The following is an 18,607-nucleotide window of genomic DNA, read 5'->3' as shown; positions in this document are numbered from 1 at the left end:
TATTCAAATGGCAAAAGTATATTATCACAACGATATCCAAGATGAGGTTTTAAGCAATAAGAAAGTGGCAGTAATCGGTTATGGTTCACAAGGCCATGCCCACGCTCAGAACTTGAAGGAAAGTGGACACCAAGTGGTAGTTGGACTAAGAAAAGGGAAGTCCTGGGACAAAGCGGAGCAAGACGGACTTGAAGTGAAACCAGTGGCAGAAGCGGTAGCTGATTCTGATGTAGTCATGGTACTTCTTCCAGATGAATATCAACCTTCTGTCTACGAAGAGCAGATCAAACCTAATCTGAAATCTGGAGCAGCACTTGCTTTCGCTCACGGGTTCAACGTTCATTTCAACCAAGTCGTTCCTCCTTCTGATGTCGATGTCTTTCTAGTCGCTCCAAAAGGACCAGGGCACCTTGTACGTAGAACGTTCGAAGAAGGAGCAGGCGTTCCGGCGCTGATTGGTGTTGAACAAGACGTAACAGGGGAAGCGAAAGAAATCGCTCTGGCCTATGCTAAAGGGATCGGCGGAGGTCGTGCAGGAGTTCTTGAAACGACATTCCAAGAAGAGACGGAGACAGATCTATTCGGAGAACAAGCCGTACTATGTGGTGGGCTTACGAGCCTTGTAAAAGCAGGCTTCGAGACGCTGACTGAAGCAGGATATCAACCAGAAGTAGCCTACTTCGAATGTATGCACGAACTGAAATTGATCGTCGATCTGATGTATGAGGGTGGTCTTGAGGGAATGCGTTACTCCATCTCTGATACAGCTCAGTGGGGAGACTTCGTATCTGGCCCGCGTGTAGTGAATGAAGACACGAAAGCACGCATGAAAGATGTACTTACGGATATTCAGACTGGTAAATTCGCAAAAGGTTGGATCCTTGAAAACCAGGTCAATCGCCCAGAATTCTCTGCTATCAATGCTAGAGAGAACAATCATCAAATCGAGAAGGTGGGTCGTGAACTCAGGGAACTGATGCCTTTCGTTAAGAAGTCTCAATCTAAAGAAAAGGATGTGGTCACACATGGCTCACGTTAATGTCTTTGATACGACGCTTCGGGATGGAGAACAGTCAGCAGGTGTCAATTTGAACCGTCTGGAGAAAATTGAGATTGCGAAACAGTTGGAACGTCTAGGAGTAGATGTGATGGAAGCGGGTTTTCCCGCTTCTTCACAGGATGATTTCGAAGCTGTTAAAGAAATCGCCAATACGGTTAGAGGTTGTTCCGTTACAGGACTTGCCCGTGCGCATCGTAAAGATATTGACCGTGCCTGGGAGGCACTGAAAGGCGGAGCGGAACCACGCATTCATATTTTTCTAGCAACCTCCCCAATCCATATGACCCACAAACTGAAAAAGACACCAGATGAAGTGGTGGAGACGGCGGTAGAAATGGTGTCTTACGCGAAGGAAAAATTTCCTATTGTACAGTGGTCGGCAGAAGACGCTTGCCGCTCAGACTTGGATTTCCTAGTTCATATCATCGAAAAAGTGATTGATGCTGGGGCATCTGTTATCAACCTTCCGGATACGGTAGGTTATACAACTCCAGATGAATACGGGAAGATGTTCCGTTACGTAACGGAGAATGTTCCGAACATCGATAAGGTCATTCTATCCGCTCACTGCCACAACGATCTCGGGATGGCTGTTTCCAACTCATTGGCTGCTATCGAGAACGGTGCCCGTCAAATTGAAGGGACGATTAATGGGATCGGTGAAAGAGCTGGGAACGCAGCAATCGAAGAGATCGGAGTCGCGCTTGAGATTCGCAAAGATCGCTACGACTATCAAACGAATCTAGTATTGAAGGAAATCAAACGTACGAGTGATCTGGTCAGCAGATTGACTGGCATGATGGTACCAGGGAATAAAGCGGTAGTCGGAAGGAATGCTTTCGCCCATGAATCCGGCATTCACCAAGACGGGGTGTTGAAAGAGTCAACAACCTACGAAATCATTACACCTTCTATGGTTGGGATTGATTCCAACCGTATGGTACTAGGAAAACATTCTGGTCGTCATGCTTTCAAAGAAAAAGTGAAAGAGTTCGGCTTTGAACTCAATGAATCTAAATTGAAAGAAGCGTTCGAATCATTTAAGAACCTTACAGGTAAGAAGAAAGAAGTAACGGATGATGATTTGTTCGCTATATTGACAGATACGCAGACAGAACACGATAATCTGCCGAAATATAAATTGCAGGCATTTCAAGTGCAATATGGCAGCATAAACCGCCCTACGGCAACCATCCTGCTTACCCAGCCGAATGGAGAAGAAGCGGAAAAAGCGAATACAGGCGAAGGTAGTGTCGAAGCCATCTATAACACACTGGATGATTTGATAGAAGGCGATGTCCACTTGATCGATTATCAGCTAAGTTCTATCGGTCGCGGCAGGGATGCACTCGCTGAAGTCCATGTTCAACTGACCGTGAATGGGGAGAAGGCCTCAGGTCGCGGGTCCGCTCAAGATGTATTGGAAGCTTCTGCACATGCTTTTCTGAATGCTGTAAACCGCACTCTGTATAGAGAGCAACAGAAAGTTTATCAAAAAGCCCAAGTATAGGAAGGGGAGCTCCTTAATGAAGAAACACATCGTCCTTTTGCCTGGAGATGGTATCGGTCCAGAAGTAACGAAAGCCGCGAAACAAGTGCTTGAAGCAATAGCCGGACGGTACCAGCATACGTTCACCTTTGAGAGCCATGATATTGGAGGGGCTGCCGTCGACCAACATGGCACTCCTCTTCCGGAAGACACAGTGGAAGCTTGTAATAAAGCAGACGCTGTATTCCTAGGAGCTGTCGGTGGTCCGAAATGGGATCAGCTTCCTGGACATCTTCGACCAGAAAAGGGGCTGCTAGGTATCCGCAAACAGCTTGGCCTTTTCGCTAACCTTAGGCCAGTTCAGGCTTTTCAGCAGTTGCTTCACGCCTCCCCTTTAAAATCGGAAGTTGTAGCAGGCAGTGACTTACTGATCGTTCGTGAACTTACAGGCGGTCTATATTTCGGAGAACCTCGTGAACGCCGTGATAACGGACAATCCGTAGTCGACACACTGGCTTACCAACGATCAGAGATAGAAAGAATTGTAGAGAAAGCTTTTCAAAGTGCCCAAGTTCGAAGGAAGCACCTGACATCCGTAGACAAGGCGAACGTCTTGGAATCGAGTCGGATGTGGAGAGAAGTTGTAGAAGAGAAGAAACAGGCTTATCCAGATGTAGAGGTAGAACATATGCTGGTAGACGCGGCAGCTATGAAACTAGTGACAAACCCATCGAGCTTTGACGTCATCGTTACGGAAAATATGTTTGGTGACATCTTAAGCGACGAGGCTTCCGTATTGACAGGTTCCCTTGGGATGCTGCCATCTGCAAGTGTACGTGAAGACGGAGTCGGATTGTTTGAACCGGTACACGGGTCTGCTCCTGATATCGCAGGACAAAACAAAGCAAACCCGCTTGCGTCCATCCTTTCCGTCGCTATGATGTTGAAACACTCATTCGGAATGCAGGAAGAAGCGGATACAGTGGAAGCGGCGGTTCATGAGGTGCTGCATGCTGGCTTCCATACTGCGGACCTTGATATTACTCAAGGGATTGAAGTTGGTGGCAGTCAAATGGCTGCAAAAGTGATCGAACAAATCAGCACGAATGATACGACGGAAAATATCATGCGCTGCTATGTGTGATGGGAAAGGAGAATGATGATGGGGCAGGCGAAGACGATTATCGAAAAAATATGGAATAAACACGTAGTCCACGAAGAAGAGGGGAAGCCAGACCTTTTATATATTGATCTGCACTTAGTCCATGAAGTGACCTCCCCTCAAGCATTCGAAGGCTTGCGAATGAGTGGACGAAAAGTCCGTCGACCTGATAGGACCTACGCTACGATGGACCATAACGTACCTACCGTTCACCGTAACGTTATCAAAGACGCTGTATCAAAGAAACAAATGGAAACGTTGAAAGCAAATTGTGAAGAATTCGGCGTAGACCTTGCGGATATCGATCACCCTGATCAGGGAATTGTCCATGTCATTGGTCCAGAGCTAGGTTTGACACAGCCAGGAAAAACGATTGTATGCGGAGATAGCCATACTTCCACACATGGGGCATTCGGAGCGCTTGCTTTCGGAATCGGCACGAGCGAAGTGGAGCACGTCCTAGCAACGCAGTCCCTGTGGCAGTCAAAACCAAAAACGATGGAAGTTAAAGTCGAAGGGAAGCTTGGAACAGGAGTTACAGCAAAAGATCTTATCCTTGCTATCATCGGTAAATTCGGGGTTCGCTTCGGTACTGGTCATGTCATTGAATATACTGGGGAAGCGGTCCGCAACCTTTCGATGGAAGAGAGGATGACGGTTTGCAATATGTCCATCGAGGCTGGCGCGAGGGCTGGATTGATCAGTCCTGACGAGACGACAGTTAACTACTTGCAAGGTCGTAGGCATACACCTTCTGGTAAAGAATTCGATGTGGCAGTAGATGAGTGGCTGTCACTCGCTTCTGATGAAGGGGCTAAATACGATCAGACTGTATCCATTCACGCGAATGAAATCGAACCTCAAGTAACGTGGGGAACGAACCCATCACAGTCTGTCCCGGTTGGTGGTAACGTACCGGACCCACTTGAAGTAGCAGAAGATGCGGACGGTGTTCAACGTGCCATCGAATATATGGGGCTCGAAGCCGGGCAATCGATTCAATCGATTCCAGTTGAACATGTATTTATCGGTTCTTGTACGAATTCCAGAATGAGCGACTTGAGGCGAGCTGCTGATATCGTGAAGGGCGGGCGCGTACATGAAGGAGTCAAAGCGATTGTCGTACCAGGGTCTCAAACTGTAAAGCAGCAGGCGGAAGCAGAAGGACTGGATACGATTTTCCTTACCGCTGGGTTCGAATGGCGCGATGCAGGTTGCAGCATGTGTCTCGCCATGAATGATGACATCGTACCACCAGGTGAGCGCTGTGCATCAACATCGAACCGAAACTTCGAAGGCAGGCAAGGGAATGGTGCTCGTACACACTTAGTCAGTCCAGAAATGGCAGCTGCAGCAGCACTAGAAGGAAGATTTGTCGATGTAAGAAAATTCGCCAGTGCGGTAGGAGGGTAACAGATGGAACCTTTGAAACAACATACTGGTCTCGTTTACCCACTTAACCGAACAAATGTGGATACAGATCAGATTATTCCTAAGCAGTTCTTGAAACGAATCGAACGACAAGGATTCGGCCAGTTTCTTTTTTATAATTGGCGTTTCAACGAAGATGGATCGAAGAAAGAGGAGTTTTCATTAAACGATCCAGTTTACGAAGGAGCTTCTATCCTTGTTGGTGGAGAGAACTTCGGTTGTGGCTCATCAAGAGAGCACGCACCGTGGGCGATTCAGGACTTTGGATTTAAAGTCGTCATTGCTCCAAGTTTTGCTGATATTTTCTATAATAACTGTTTTAAAAATGGAATCTTACCTATTCAATTACCAATCGAAACAACGGAAAACATGATCAAAGAGGCTGAGGACCATCCGTACGAACTAAAGGTCGATCTTGAGAAACAAGAGGTGACCGATGGTTCTCGAACAGTCTCTTTTGATATACAACCTTACCATAAGGAAATGCTTCTGAATGGTTGGGATGAAATTGCTGTCACCTTAACGTATCAGGATAAAATCGACCAGTACGAACAAAAATTATCTTAAAGGAGTGAAGACGTTGGGGATTTCTTAACGCTAGCCAAAGTAATGGATGCACACAAAACGTTGCAAGGGGTGGTTCATCGAACACCGCTTAAGACGTCGGAGACACTCAACCAGCTGGTTGGGAGACAGGTGTTTATGAAGATGGAAAACCAGCAAAAGACTGGGGCATTCAAAGTCCGCGGGGCTTCCTATAAGGTGTCTCAACTTACAAAAGAAGAGGCGCGTCGAGGGGTTATCGCGGCTTCAGCCGGTAACCATGCTCAAGGCGTGGCGCTTGCTGCGACGAAGCGTGGCGTGGAAGCGAAGATCTTCATGCCAGAATCAACCCCTCAAGCTAAAGTCCAAGCGACAGAAGGTTATGGTGCGAAGGTGGTCTTGACAGGTGAATCATTCCAAGAAGCCTATCAAGCTGCTTGTGAGGAGCAAAAACGCTCTGGAGCGATTTTCGTCCACCCATTCGACGATCATGATGTGATGGCAGGTCAGGCCACGGTGGCTGTGGAGATGTTGGAGCAGCAGCCTGACTTACAGACGCTTTATGTGCCGATCGGCGGGGGTGGATTGATCAGTGGCGTAGCTTTTGCGGCTAAGCAATTGAAACCATCTATTCATGTAGTTGGAGTTCAATCAGCAGAAGCACCTTCCACGTACAACGCCCTATACAAACGGGGACCAGAGAAATTGACATCAGTCTCAACAATCGCTGATGGGATCGCCGTGAAGGAAAAGGGGAAAGTGACCTTTCCTTGTATCCAGAAATACGTGGATCGGGTCATCACTGTTGAAGAATCTGAAATTGCACAAGCGATGCTTTTCTTACTTGAAAGAGAAAAGACATTGGTCGAAGGTGCAGGAGCCACTGCCTTAGCTGGTCTAATGCAGGAGGGCGTTTCTCTTTCAGCGGGGAATTCAGGGGTTATTCTCAGTGGAGGGAATATGGATTTGACCCGTATTCCGATGATCCGTAAGCTAGCGAATCCGAAAAAAATCGTGATTGCATGAAAGAGCTGATCCCGCTTTGCGGGACAGCTTTTTCTTTTTTAGTTTAGACTTCTTCCATAAATCCCTCACAAGTTCTCCGTGCTCCGAGTAGATATGCTATGATGAAAAAAAGTTAGGAGGATTGCTATGAAGATCCCATTTATTAAATGTCATGGTTCAGGAAATGATTTTATACTTATTGATGAATTAGAGAATGCTTTAGCTTTTACAGAAGAGGAGCGCAAGCATTTATCTCTTCTTTTGTGTGACAGAAACAACGGGATCGGCTCAGATGGCATCCTATTTGTTTTAGGAAGCGACAAAGCAGAAGGACGTATGCGCATGTTCAACTCGGATGGCACAGAAGCCGAGATGTGCGGTAACGGTCTTCGCTGTGTGGCGAGGCATATGATTGATAAGTTGGGTCGTTCCAATATACAAATAGAAACAGAGAAGGCTGTACTCTCTGTCAGTCAAGTAGAACAGATTTATCCTTCTATTGATACGTTTGCCGTTGCCATTGAGCCGGTTTCGTTTGATGTAGCTTCGCTGCCGATGAATTTCTCTGCAGAACAAGCAGTTGATGTTGAGATTCCAGAGCTATCTGAACGTCATAGGTTTACGGCGTTAAGTGTCCCGAATCCTCATATCGTTTCACTGGTAGATGAGGTGAAAGAGGAGGAACTTTATGAAATAGGGAAGAAAGCTAATCAACTCTCTTCTGTATTCCCGAACGGGGTCAATGTTAGTTTCGTCCAGCAGCTTGAACAGAACCAAATATTCGCAAGGACTTACGAGCGCGGTGTCGGGCTGACTAACGCGTGTGGCACTGCGATGTCTGCCTCATCACTTGTTTCTACCCTTCTTGGCACCAATGAGTTAGACACTCCCGTCGTTGTAATCAATAAAGGAGGACTAGTCCATTGCATCGTAACAAAGGATGGAGATACTTACCGCATTCAGTTACGGGGCAATGGCACGAATGTCTATCAAGCGGTTGTGGAAGTGAACGATGATATGCAGGCATTTTACGTACATTCTGAAGAGAGATTTGAAGAAGAAAATAAGGCATATGAAAAACTGCAAAACTATGCTGCTAGTTTGATAGGAGGGAGCAGAGCATGATAAAAACATTTGAACTAAGAACCGATCACCATGATCAAATGATTGATGTTACCCATATGGTGGAGAAGTGGATTCGTGATGAAGGAATCGAAGAGGGGATCATCGTAGTAAGTTCCATGCATACGACTGCTGGACTTACGGTAAATGAGAATGCTGACCCTGATGTGAAGACAGATATGTTGAGAAGGTTTCGTGAGGTTTATCCGTGGAATCACAAAGAGGACCGTCACATGGAAGGGAACACAGCTGCACATATGAAAACAAGTACTGTCGGCCATGCCCAAACCTTGATTATCGAGGATGGGGAGCTTACGTTAGGTACCTGGCAGGGTCTCTATTTTTGTGAATTTGATGGGCCAAGGAATAGAAATTTCAAAGCAAAAGTGATGCAATAAATGAAAAACACCGCCTCTTTCAGAAGATGAAAGGGGCGGTGTTTTATGCACAACGAAACCGGTTTACTAAAAATCGTGGTTTTTTTCAGAAAAATCCTTGAAAACGGATTCATTAGCGTATATAATCAAACCAAGTTAACAAATCAATTGATTTTTTTTAGGTGTTTACGAAACCGGTTTCGTAAATGCAGCCATTATTTAGGGGGAGATTTCATTGTTTATGAAAAAAGGATTTATTGTTAGCATGCTTCTGCTTGTAAGTGCTTTCTTATTTGCCTGCAGCAGTGACAATCAAGAAGCTTCAGGCGAAAACGGCGACGGCGCTACTCTGGACTTCTGGGTGTTTGGTGCAACGAACTATGAAGATCTAGCGAAAGAATACGAGAAAGAGAATCCAGATGTGAAAATCAACATCAAACGTTCTGAATTAGGCGATCACCACGACAGTCTTTTCACTTCCATTTCTGCGGGCACAGGTGCTCCGGATTTGACAATGATCGAAGTCGATCAGCTTGACCGTTATAGAGAAGCTCAAGATCGTTTCGTGAACTTGTACGACCTTGGTGCAGATGAAATCCAAGATCAATACTTAGATTGGAAATGGAACATGGCGGAGAATGGCGAAGGCGATTTCTTATTCGGACTTCCAACTGACATTGGACCGAAGGCGATGTACTACCATACAGGAGTCTTTGAAAACGCGAAACTACCAACTGATCCTGATGAAGTTAGTGATATGATTTCTAGCCCAGACGCATTTGCGGATGCAGCTTCTAAAGTGCTAGACGAAACAGGCAAGCCGATGGTAGACAGCATGGAAATGGCGTTCCGTGCAAACATGGATGCCCTTGAAGTAAGTTACTTCAACCGTGATGGCGAGCTATTGATCGAAGAGTCAGGTAACGGAGTTCGTGAAGCATACGATTACGCTGTAGAACTACATGATAAAGGCTATGTAGGAAACTTTGAAATGTGGACACCAGAATGGGCGAACGCTTTGAATAAAGGTGAATTCGCAGTTGAAATGGCTCCAGCTTGGTTGAAAGGTTACATGACAGAAAATGCTCCAGAAGGTAAAGGAAACTGGAAAGTAACGACTCTTCCAACAGACTTTGCTGGTAACTGGGGTGGGTCTTATGTAGCGATCCCTGCTGAGTCTGAGCAGCAGGAAGCGGCTTATGACTTTGCTAAATGGTTACTATCTCCAGAGAATCAATTGAAGTCCTTCACAGAAAGTGGATTGTTCCCATCTGCACCATCTGTTTATGAAATGGACGAATTCGTAAACAACGAAGATGAGTACTTCAGCGGTCAAAACACTGCGAAATACTTTGCAGAAGCAGCACAAGACATTCCTGAAGTTTACAAAGGACCAAAATATGTAACAGTTAACAATGAAGTACTGACAGCTCTACGCAACGTGCAAGAAGGTGCTGATCCACAAGAAGAGTGGGATGCAGCAGTGAAACGTATTCAAGACATTTTGAAACGATAAAACAACAGGCTGGGTGAGGCTGCTCATCCAGCCCTCTCTTAAGTAAGGGGTTGATGGAGTGGAGAGTGTTCATAAACGAAAACAAGTAGCAGCGAAAGCCCAGAAGAGAAAACTATCTGAGAAGAAAAAGGATATGATCTCGGGTTACTTATACGTTGCACCTTTTTTCATCATTTTCGGTATCATAGGGCTATACCCTGCGATTTTTAGTATAGTGCTAGCTTTTCAGAAGTGGAACGGGCTTGGAGACATGCAGTTTGTCGGCATGCAGAACTTTGTCATTGTTCTACAAGATCCTTTGTTCTGGAAGTCATTATATAACACGATCATCATGGGATTGATGGGAACAGCGCCCCAATTGATCGTCGGAATCATTTTGGCCTACTTCTTGAACATGGCCGTAATCAGGTTCACAAACTTCTTCCGAGTTACCATATTTATGCCATATATTACATCCATGGTAGCTGTGGCATTGGTATTCGGAGTATTTTTCAGTAGTAATGAGACTGCTCTTGCAAACTATGTATTAGGTTTACTCGGGTTCGATCCAGTTAGTTGGAAGACTTCAGAGTGGGGAGCTAAAATTGCGATTTCCCTAATGGTATTTTGGCGATGGGTCGGATACAATACGATCATCTACTTAGCTGGCCTTCAAAGTATTCCGAAGGATTTATATGAAGCAGCTACAATCGATGGCGCAAACAAAGTTCAGCAATTCCTTCACATCACGGTTCCTTTATTGAAACCGTTTATTATTCTGACAGTATTCATGTCTACGGTCGGTGCCCTTCAGTTGTTCGCTGAACCTACAGTATTCCTAGGTAGCTCCGCATTCAACCGTGATGAAGCGATGACCGTCGTCATGTATCTATATCGAGACGCATTTAACTTAGGATCATTCGGTACTGCTTCTGCAGCAGCTGTTCTATTGTTAATTATCATCATAGGCGCTGCAGCCCTGAACACGTGGTTAACTTCTGGTGCAGGGCGTAAGAAGAGAGGAGTGTAAATATGGCAAATCCAAAACCAAAGAAACTTACTAAAGGTACATTACCAATCTACGTGGTTTTAACCATAGCTTCTCTTTTGTCGCTTTTCCCGTTCTACTGGATGTTTGTAATGGCGACAAGGCCAAGTGCCGCTTATAACTCGATTCCTCCAACATTGTTACCAGGAACTCAGTTAGTCGAGAACTTCCAGAAAGTATTGGATACAATTCCTTTCTTCCAGGCGATGTGGAATACCATCATCTTGTGTTCAGCTGTAACAATAGGTGTCTTACTGATTAGTTCCCTTGCAGGATTTGCATTCGCTAAGTTCCAATTCCCAGGCAAGAACTTCTTGTTCATCCTGATCTTGCTGACAATGGTTATTCCGCCGCAATTGGGATTGATTCCACAATTCTATCTCATCTCGCAATTAGGTTGGCTCGATACATTGCTCGGGGCTGGTGTCATCTTCTTGCTGAACCCGCTAGGAATCTTCCTTATGAGGCAGTATGTCAGTCAATCTGTTCCTGATGAGTTGATGGAGGCGGCGAAATTAGATGGTTGTTCGAACTTCAGAATCTACTGGAGTATTGTACTACCAATCATCAAACCGGCATTTGCAACTTTAGGAATTATTGTTTTCACTTTGGTATGGGGAGAATTCTTGTGGCAGTTCACGGTATTGCGTGACCCATCCTCCTACACATTACAAGTCGCATTGGCATCATTGAACAATGCTTTCCGTGTCGACTTCGGGATGTTGTTATCAGGAGTATTCTGGGCAACAGTTCCGTTGATCATCATATTCTTAATGTTTAACAAACTCTTCATCTCAAGTATTACAGAGGGATCCATTAAGTAGTCTTTATATGCTACTCTCGCTCTTTGTTGATACAATAGAGATAACAAATGGCGAGTCGTAATGAAGGAGCTGTAAAGATGGACTTAACGATAAGAGATATTGCCAAAATGGCAGGTGTTTCACCGGCCACTGTATCAAAAATCATGAACAATTACGGTGGAATAAGTGAAGCAACGAAAGAGAAAGTATTCAAAATCATTGAAGATACAAATTATCAACCAACCTTCTCAGCAAAATCACTAGCCACTAAAAAATCTAACTTGATCGGCTTAATCTATGCCGGAAAAATCAATGTTGATTTTAAGCACCCGTTTTTTAATGAAGTGGTGAATACATTCAAAAAATCTGTCGGTGCTTTGGGCTATGATTTGTTGTTGTTCTCAAATGAAAAGTTTTATCAAGGAGAAAGTCAATACCTGGAGCGGTGCAAACACTTCCATGTGGATGGCTGCCTGGTGATCGCCGGAGATGAGATCGAAGAGGCGGTCCATGAAATCGCAGAGAGCCAGATTCCCTGCATCGGGATCGACTTGGAACTTGAGGGACCTCATTCGAGTTACATTATGACCGATAACGAAAAAATCGGCATGAAGGTCGTTGAACATTTGTATCTAAATCAAGTCCGAAAGGTTGCCTACATTGGAGGGAATCCAGATTCTTTCCTTGCCAATATCCGTAACCAAGGCTACTTTGCTGCAATGAAAAAATTCGGCTTACCGATTCGTGATGAGTGGGTTCACTATGGGGACTTTTTCGAGGAAAGTGGCTATCAAGCCATGAAGGAGATACTTGAAACTGGAGAATGTCCAGAAGCGGTATTTGCCGCTTCCGATATGATGGCTTTAGGTGCATTGAAAGCCATGAAGGAGAAAGGTATTTCTGTTCCGGCAGATGTTCAACTTATCGGGTGCGATGATGTCGAAGCGTGCCGTTATAGTGACCCTCCATTAACGACGGTAAGACAAGATAAACAAAAGCTAGGGAAGCTGGCTGCTTATATGCTTGATGATCTCATTCGGGATCAAAACGAGATACACCCGGTTAAAGTCGATCCTGATTTGGTATTGCGATCATCAACATTAGTTAGGTAGCTATAGCCTCCTTATCATCAATGGAGGGAAAGTCATGACAACGATTCAGTTTCCAAATGACATCAAGTGGGGAGCGGCTACCGCTTCTTATCAAATAGAAGGAGCTGCTAACGAAGGTGGAAGAAAGCCTTCCATTTGGGATGTGTTCGCTCATACACCAGGTAACGTCAGAAGAGGCGACCACGGTGATGAGGCGTGCGACAGCTACCACAGATATAAAGAGGATGTCCAGTACTTAAAAGAACTCGGTGTGGATATGTACCGCTTTTCCATCGCTTGGCCGCGTGTCATTCCTAATGGCACAGGTGAATTGAACCCAGAAGGCGTTCAGTATTATCGAAATTTGATCAACGAGTTATTGGAGAACGACATAGAACCAATGATTACACTATATCACTGGGACCTTCCACAAGCTTTACAAGAAAAAGGTGGTTGGGAAAGTCGCCAAACAATTGATGCTTTTGAAGCGTATGCGAAGGCAATGTTTGAAGAGTTCGGCGATGTAGTCAAGAACTGGATTACCATCAATGAACCTTGGTGTGCTTCCTTCTTGTCCAATTACTTAGGTATCCATGCGCCTGGCAAAACGAGTCTGCAAGCGGCAGTCGATGTTTCCCACCACTTGCTGGTTGCTCACGGGCGCGCTGTGAAAGACTTCCGTGATATTGTACCTGATGGAGAGATAGGTTATGCTCCGAATATGGGCTGGATGGAACCTTTCACAGATAAAGAGGAAGACATAGAAGCGAGCAAGCGTGCGATGATGTGGCAGAAAGAGTGGTTCATGGATCCGGTCTTTAAAGGGACTTATCCGGAGCAACTCGTTCAGCTCTTCGAGAAGAACGGCGCCGTTTTAAAAGTGGAAGAAGGAGATTTAGAGTTTATTTCTCAACCGATCGACTTTATGGGAATGAACTACTACACTGGCGGCCTTGCCCGGCATAAAGAAGGAGAGGGCTTGTTCGACGCAGAAGAGATTCCGCTTGATAATCGTAGAACCGATATCGGCTGGCCGATCTATGCGGACGGGTTTTACCGTTTGTTGAGAGATTTGCATCAAACCTATGGTGATGTACCCATTTATATCACCGAAAACGGTGCCTGCTACAATCATGAAGCAAAAGATGGCCGGGTAGAGGACACAGAACGGGTTGACTACTTGAAACAGCACCTCGCTTCTTTGCACCGTGCAATCGAATCAGGTGTTCCGATCAAAGGGTATCTTGTATGGTCATTGTTGGATAACTTCGAGTGGGCATTCGGCTATGAAATGCGCTTCGGTATTATTCACGTCAACTTCCGTACGTTCGAGCGGACACCGAAAGACAGCTTCTATTGGTATAAACAATTGCTTACAAACGGATGGTTTGAAGTGTAATAAAGGAAAGACCCCGGGAGATTATTCTTCCGGGGTCTTGCTTGTTTAATAGGCAATGGTATGGCAATAATGAAGGTAAGCAGAAAGAACGGAAGGGGGATAACGTGATGAGAGTAAGAATAGAGTGGACCTATAAGAAACCGAAGGGTCCGACTACATTTTTCAAATCAGAGGAAATGAAAGCAGCGGAAGCGGCACTGATAGCGGAAGATTTAACACAGACAGGGCGTGTTAAAGAACTTCAGTTTCTAGATACCAACGATCAGTCCTGGTCGATGAAAGAACTGAATAAGTTCTTAAGAGGAATCCAGACAGAGCCTCATGATGCAATAGTGTACTTCGATGGAGGCTTTGATTTAGAAGAGAAGGTGTCCGGGCTGGGTTGTGTGGTGTACTATGCACAAAACCATAAAAACTATCGCTTGAGAACGAATGCGAAGGTAGAAGGGTTGAAGTCCAACAATGAAGCGGAATATGCAGCTCTGCACTTAGCCTTGCAAGAGCTCGATCTATTGGGGATCCGCCATCAGGAAGTGACCTTTGCAGGTGACTCCCAAGTAGTGATCAATCAGTTGCTGGATGAGTGGCCGGTAATGGAAGAAGAACTATCTAAATGGGCAGATCGAATCGAGAATAAAATGGATGAATCAGGGATCAGACCTTCCTATAGCGTTCTATCCCGAAAGAAAAACAAAGAAGCGGATCGATTAGCTACACAGGCTCTCCAAGGTGTAGAGGTACGAAGCACGATCGAACTCGAGAATTAAAAAGGTAAGAGAAGAAAAAAACGCTCCGACTTAGGATTGTCGGAGCGTTTTTTACGATTAATAATTCATGGACTCCCCATTTTCGGGTATGGCAATCTTGCTTGCGATAGCGTTAGCTTCCACGTAATCTTCTAACTCTCTTCTCGTTAACAGACAGTGGTTCAACGCTTCCATATGAACTGCGACGATGTTTGCGTCTGGGGATTCTTCATGGGTTCTCACGACATCTTCTTTTGTCATCGTGATCGGACCACCTTCTAAGAATTGGGCAGCTCCCGCGTTCACTACAATGACTTCCGGACGGTGCGTGTCGATTACTTCTTCAACGCCATCATACCAGATCGTATCCCCGGCTATATATAGTGTCTTTTCATTATGGTAAGTGAAGACAATTCCAGAAACGCTTCCTGTTAACGAAGTCATTTCTTCAGAACCATGTTGTCCTTCTGTGCGGATAACTTTCACTCCCCCGATAGTGTCGACCTCGTCTAAACACATGACCTTTGTAAAACCTGCTCCTTCTACTTGTGCTTGATCTTTTTCATTTTGAACGTAAATTGGCATGTCCTTAGGTATTTTTTCTTTTGCAGCTTCGTCAAAGTGGTCAGGATGGAGGTGCGTAACGAATACAGCATCCACGTCTAGAAGCTCTTCAACAGGTATTGGAAGTTCTACAAGTGGGTTGTTCAAATGTTGGTTCGTCGTATTTTCAAAAGGTGGCATGGATCCTTTGTCAGCGAAAAAAGGGTCGATTAAGAAGCGGTGGTTCGCGTATTCTACAAGCATTGTTGCATTACGGATATGTGTAATCTTCATCATTAGCCCTCCATTTATCTTCTCTATAAGTTAGTTGGTTATCTCTATTACTCTAAATGTGTTCACAAAAAGCGTGGATTCTAAACCTTTCCAAACGTCAATATAGATGCCTATGTACTTAAGGATGACCTACATAACTGTAGCTGCGTCGACCAAACTAATAGAAAAAGGGGACAATCTTATGACATTATTCCGTCTTGGCTATGTTGCTATGAGTATGCACCTTCAAAACGCTTCACCTTCTCAAACTATGACGTACAAGCGTTTTCAACAAATCCCTGATCGTGAGGCCGGGTTAAACAAGCTCGCACGTATTGCTCAAAGTAACTTACACAATTGCTTGCGCTTATTAAAGCATAACAAGTCGCATGGAATTAAATTTTTCCGGTTCAGTTCCAAGTTGGTTCCGCTTGCGACACATGAGGAGTTGAAAGGGTGGAATTATATATCCCCAATCAAAGAAGACCTTCAAGAGCTGGGGGCATTTGCGAAAAAGAATGGCATGCGTGTTGATTTTCATCCGGATCACTTTGTTGTATTGAACTCGCCGAACAAAGATATTTTGAAAACCTCGCTTCAAGTTCTGAAGTATCACTATCTGCTTCTTCACCACATGGGCATTGAGCCTGCACATCGGTGTGTGCTTCATTTGGGAGGAAAATACCAAGACAAAGAGTCCTCTTTGGAACGACTTATAGAAAACTGGATGAAAGTGCCTTCGGATATTCAGAAGATGATTATGATAGAGAATGATGATACGTCTTATACGCTTGAAGATTGTCTTTATGTTTGTGAGAAGTTGAACCTGCCTCAAATCTTTGATCTGCACCATCACATGGCGAACCACGCTGATCCGCAATGGGAAAACCATTGGTCAAGAGTCGTAAAGACATGGTCTCATTCCAAACTACCTTTAAAGATGCATATTTCCAGTCCGAGATCAGATGATGCCTTTAAAAGTCATGCCGATTTTGTTGATCCTACTATGTTTCTTGACTTTGTTGAAAAAGTGAATGGATCTGTCAGCCAGATCGACTGCATGATTGAAGCAAAACAGAAAGATGAAGCATTATTTCGGCTGGTCGAAGCACTTGAAAGTGACTCACGGATTGAGATGAAGAGCGAGAGTACGTTCATTTGGAAGGGGTAAGTGACATTTAAGCTTTAAGGACGCGTGAGTTGTCAGTAAGGGGCTTATATTTCGACATTGAGGTTGTTTTTATCAGTAAACTGTCCAATAGGGCTACCTTTATCTACGTAATCAGCTATAAATTGTAGGAAACGTCGTATAATGAAGCCATTTTCGACGGTTAAGGAGGGAAGGAGGAGTATTATGTCGATTAACGAATAAAAACCCCCCCCATTCTAGGAAGAAAAGGGGGGAGCTAATTAAAATACTTTTGTTGTCCAATCTTCACAATTCCAAACATCTGTTACAATATCCTGATAAAATTCAGGCTCGTGGGAAATGAGAAGGACACTGCCTTTATATTCTTTCAATGCTCGTTTGAGCTCTGCTTTCGCATCCACGTCAAGGTGGTTGGTTGGCTCATCGAGCACAAGGAGATTCGTCTCTTTATTGATTAATTTGCAGAGTCTGACCTTGGCTTTTTCGCCACCGCTCAACACTTGAACCTTACTCTCGATATGCTTCGTTGTCAGTCCGCAACGTGCAAGGGCAGAGCGCACTTCATATTGCGTGAAGTGACGGAATTCTTCCCAGATTTCTTCGAGGCAGGTGTGGTTGCTAACCTCTTTTAATTCTTGTTCGAAGTATCCGATATGGAGATTATCCCCTTGCTCAACCGATCCTGACACAGGCTCGATCTCACCTAGGATACTCTTCAGTAAGGTTGTTTTACCGATACCGTTTGCACCGGAAAGAGCAAGCTTCTGGCCTCGTTCCATCGATAGATTAAGCGGACGGGAGAGAGGTTCGTCATAACCGATGACAAGGTCTTTTGTCTCGAATAAATACTTGCTCGGAGTACGCGCCTGTTTGAAGTCGAACTTCGGTTTCGGTTTTTCAGAATCGAGTTCGATCACGTCCATCTTATCCAATTTCTTCTGGCGGGACATCGCCATTTTACTAGTAGCGGCGTTCGCTTTATTACGAGCTACGAAATCTTTCAAGTTCGCAATCTCTTTCTGCTGTTTCTTAAAAGCAGCTTCTTTTTGCTGCTTTCTCATTTCATACACACGCAAGAATTCGTTGTAGTCGCCTGGATAACGACTGAGTTCCTGATTTTCCATATGATAAATCAGGTTCACGACACTGTTGAGAAACGGGATGTCGTGTGAAATGAGAATAAACGCATGCTCATAGGACTGCAAGTAGCCTCTCAACCATTCGATATGCTCTACATCCAAATAGTTGGTCGGCTCATCGAGAAGTAGGATCTCAGGTTTTTCGAGTAATAGTTTGGCAAGTAGGACTTTTGTTCGCTGTCCACCACTCAAGTCATGCACATCGCGTTCAAGGCCAATCTCATCCAGCCCCAAACCGTTGGCAACTTCTTCTACCTTTGCATCAATCGTGTAAAAATCGTTATTGGTAAGAATGTCTTGCATCTGACCTGTTTCCTCTAGTAGTTCTGTCAGCTCATCTGGTCCGACTTCCCCCATTTTGGCGAATAGTTGGTTCATTTCTTCTTCGAGGTCGAACAAGTATTGATAAGCGGTTCGCAATACGTCGCGGATGGACATACCTTTAGCAAGGTCGGCATGCTGATCAAGATAGCCGACACGTGTACGTTTCGCCCATTCTATTCTTCCGTCATCTGGTTCTATTTTTCCTGTAATGATATTCATGAAAGTGGATTTACCTTCACCGTTCGCTCCGATCAAACCTATATGCTCTCCTTGAAGGAGGCGGAATGAAACGTCATCAAAGATGGCTCGGTCACCAAATCCATGGCTCAATTTATTGACTGTGAGTAAACTCATCTTGTAAACACCTTTTCTAATTAGAATTCATGTTTCCTTATTATAAAGGTCAT

Annotated in this window: 17 protein-coding genes; 15 read left to right on the top strand and 2 right to left on the bottom strand. The window is 44.7% G+C overall.

Going from position 1 to position 18,607, the window contains the following annotated elements; genetic code table 11:
• Window positions 1-7: 7 nt before the first annotated feature.
• The 14 genes from ilvC to E4663_RS09235 all read left to right on the top strand — a co-directional run bounded on the left by ilvC (window position 8) and on the right by E4663_RS09235 (window position 14,792).
• On the top strand, window positions 8-1,039 hold the full coding sequence (ilvC, locus tag E4663_RS09300; RefSeq protein ID WP_079480545.1) for a ketol-acid reductoisomerase: 1,032 nt from the start codon (window positions 8-10) through the stop codon (window positions 1,037-1,039).
• The gene (locus tag E4663_RS09295) at window positions 1,026-2,570 is read left to right on the top strand and encodes a 2-isopropylmalate synthase (protein WP_135327373.1); all 1,545 of its coding nucleotides are present in this window, start codon (window positions 1,026-1,028) and stop codon (window positions 2,568-2,570) included. Before ilvC ends, E4663_RS09295 begins: the two co-directional genes overlap by 14 nt.
• A 16-nt stretch (window positions 2,571-2,586) precedes the next feature.
• Window positions 2,587-3,693, top strand: coding sequence for a 3-isopropylmalate dehydrogenase (gene leuB, locus E4663_RS09290; protein ID WP_135327372.1), 1,107 nt, complete (start codon window positions 2,587-2,589; stop codon window positions 3,691-3,693).
• Window positions 3,694-3,711: 18 nt separating this feature from the next.
• Window positions 3,712-5,124, top strand: a complete 1,413-nt coding sequence (gene leuC, locus E4663_RS09285; RefSeq protein WP_135327371.1) for a 3-isopropylmalate dehydratase large subunit — start codon at window positions 3,712-3,714, stop codon at window positions 5,122-5,124.
• A gap of 3 nt (window positions 5,125-5,127) precedes the next feature.
• Entirely contained in the window at window positions 5,128-5,709 is a 582-nt protein-coding gene (leuD, locus tag E4663_RS09280; protein ID WP_135327370.1) for a 3-isopropylmalate dehydratase small subunit, read from the top strand.
• 42 nt (window positions 5,710-5,751) lie between these two features.
• The gene (ilvA, locus tag E4663_RS09275) at window positions 5,752-6,711 is read left to right on the top strand and encodes a threonine ammonia-lyase (RefSeq protein ID WP_135327369.1); all 960 of its coding nucleotides are present in this window, start codon (window positions 5,752-5,754) and stop codon (window positions 6,709-6,711) included.
• Between the two features lie 126 nt (window positions 6,712-6,837).
• Window positions 6,838-7,815 carry a diaminopimelate epimerase gene (gene dapF, locus E4663_RS09270; RefSeq protein ID WP_135327368.1) on the top strand — a complete coding sequence of 326 codons (978 nt, stop codon included), beginning with the start codon at window positions 6,838-6,840 and terminating at the stop codon, window positions 7,813-7,815.
• A complete protein-coding gene (locus tag E4663_RS09265) occupies window positions 7,812-8,210 on the top strand; it encodes a secondary thiamine-phosphate synthase enzyme YjbQ (protein ID WP_135327367.1) in 399 nt (132 codons plus the stop codon). Before dapF ends, E4663_RS09265 begins: the two co-directional genes overlap by 4 nt.
• 220 nt (window positions 8,211-8,430) lie before the next feature.
• The gene (locus tag E4663_RS09260) at window positions 8,431-9,705 is read left to right on the top strand and encodes an ABC transporter substrate-binding protein (RefSeq protein ID WP_135327601.1); all 1,275 of its coding nucleotides are present in this window, start codon (window positions 8,431-8,433) and stop codon (window positions 9,703-9,705) included.
• Between the two features lie 58 nt (window positions 9,706-9,763).
• Window positions 9,764-10,714, top strand: coding sequence for a carbohydrate ABC transporter permease (locus E4663_RS09255; RefSeq protein WP_079480537.1), 951 nt, complete (start codon window positions 9,764-9,766; stop codon window positions 10,712-10,714).
• Between the two features lie 2 nt (window positions 10,715-10,716).
• Window positions 10,717-11,556 (top strand): carbohydrate ABC transporter permease, encoded by an 840-nt coding sequence (locus E4663_RS09250; RefSeq protein ID WP_079480536.1) that lies wholly within the window; start codon window positions 10,717-10,719, stop codon window positions 11,554-11,556.
• A 77-nt stretch (window positions 11,557-11,633) separates the two neighbouring features.
• Window positions 11,634-12,647 carry a LacI family DNA-binding transcriptional regulator gene (locus E4663_RS09245; RefSeq protein WP_135327366.1) on the top strand — a complete coding sequence of 338 codons (1,014 nt, stop codon included), beginning with the start codon at window positions 11,634-11,636 and terminating at the stop codon, window positions 12,645-12,647.
• A gap of 34 nt (window positions 12,648-12,681) precedes the next feature.
• Window positions 12,682-14,025, top strand: a complete 1,344-nt coding sequence (locus E4663_RS09240; RefSeq protein WP_135327365.1) for a GH1 family beta-glucosidase — start codon at window positions 12,682-12,684, stop codon at window positions 14,023-14,025.
• A 107-nt stretch (window positions 14,026-14,132) separates the two neighbouring features.
• Window positions 14,133-14,792, top strand: a complete 660-nt coding sequence (locus tag E4663_RS09235) for a reverse transcriptase-like protein (protein ID WP_135327364.1) — start codon at window positions 14,133-14,135, stop codon at window positions 14,790-14,792.
• Window positions 14,793-14,849: 57 nt separating this feature from the next.
• On the opposite strand, the gene E4663_RS09230 is transcribed toward E4663_RS09235, so the two are convergent.
• Window positions 14,850-15,608 carry an MBL fold metallo-hydrolase gene (locus E4663_RS09230; protein ID WP_135327363.1) on the bottom strand — a complete coding sequence of 253 codons (759 nt, stop codon included), beginning with the start codon at window positions 15,606-15,608 and terminating at the stop codon, window positions 14,850-14,852.
• Between the two features lie 181 nt (window positions 15,609-15,789).
• On the opposite strand from E4663_RS09230, the gene uvsE reads away from it, so the two are divergent.
• On the top strand, window positions 15,790-16,758 hold the full coding sequence (uvsE, locus tag E4663_RS09225; protein WP_135327362.1) for a UV DNA damage repair endonuclease UvsE: 969 nt from the start codon (window positions 15,790-15,792) through the stop codon (window positions 16,756-16,758).
• 239 nt (window positions 16,759-16,997) lie between these two features.
• Here the strand turns inward: uvsE and E4663_RS09220 are convergent, their stop codons facing one another.
• Window positions 16,998-18,554, bottom strand: coding sequence for an ABC-F family ATP-binding cassette domain-containing protein (locus E4663_RS09220; RefSeq protein ID WP_079480529.1), 1,557 nt, complete (start codon window positions 18,552-18,554; stop codon window positions 16,998-17,000).
• Window positions 18,555-18,607 lie beyond the last annotated feature (53 nt).

Source organism: Halobacillus salinus (assembly GCF_004684905.1).
In the GTDB taxonomy this organism is placed as follows: Bacteria; Bacillota; Bacilli; order Bacillales; family Halobacillaceae; genus Halobacillus; species Halobacillus salinus.
This window is presented reverse-complemented; position numbering and strand designations above follow the sequence as displayed.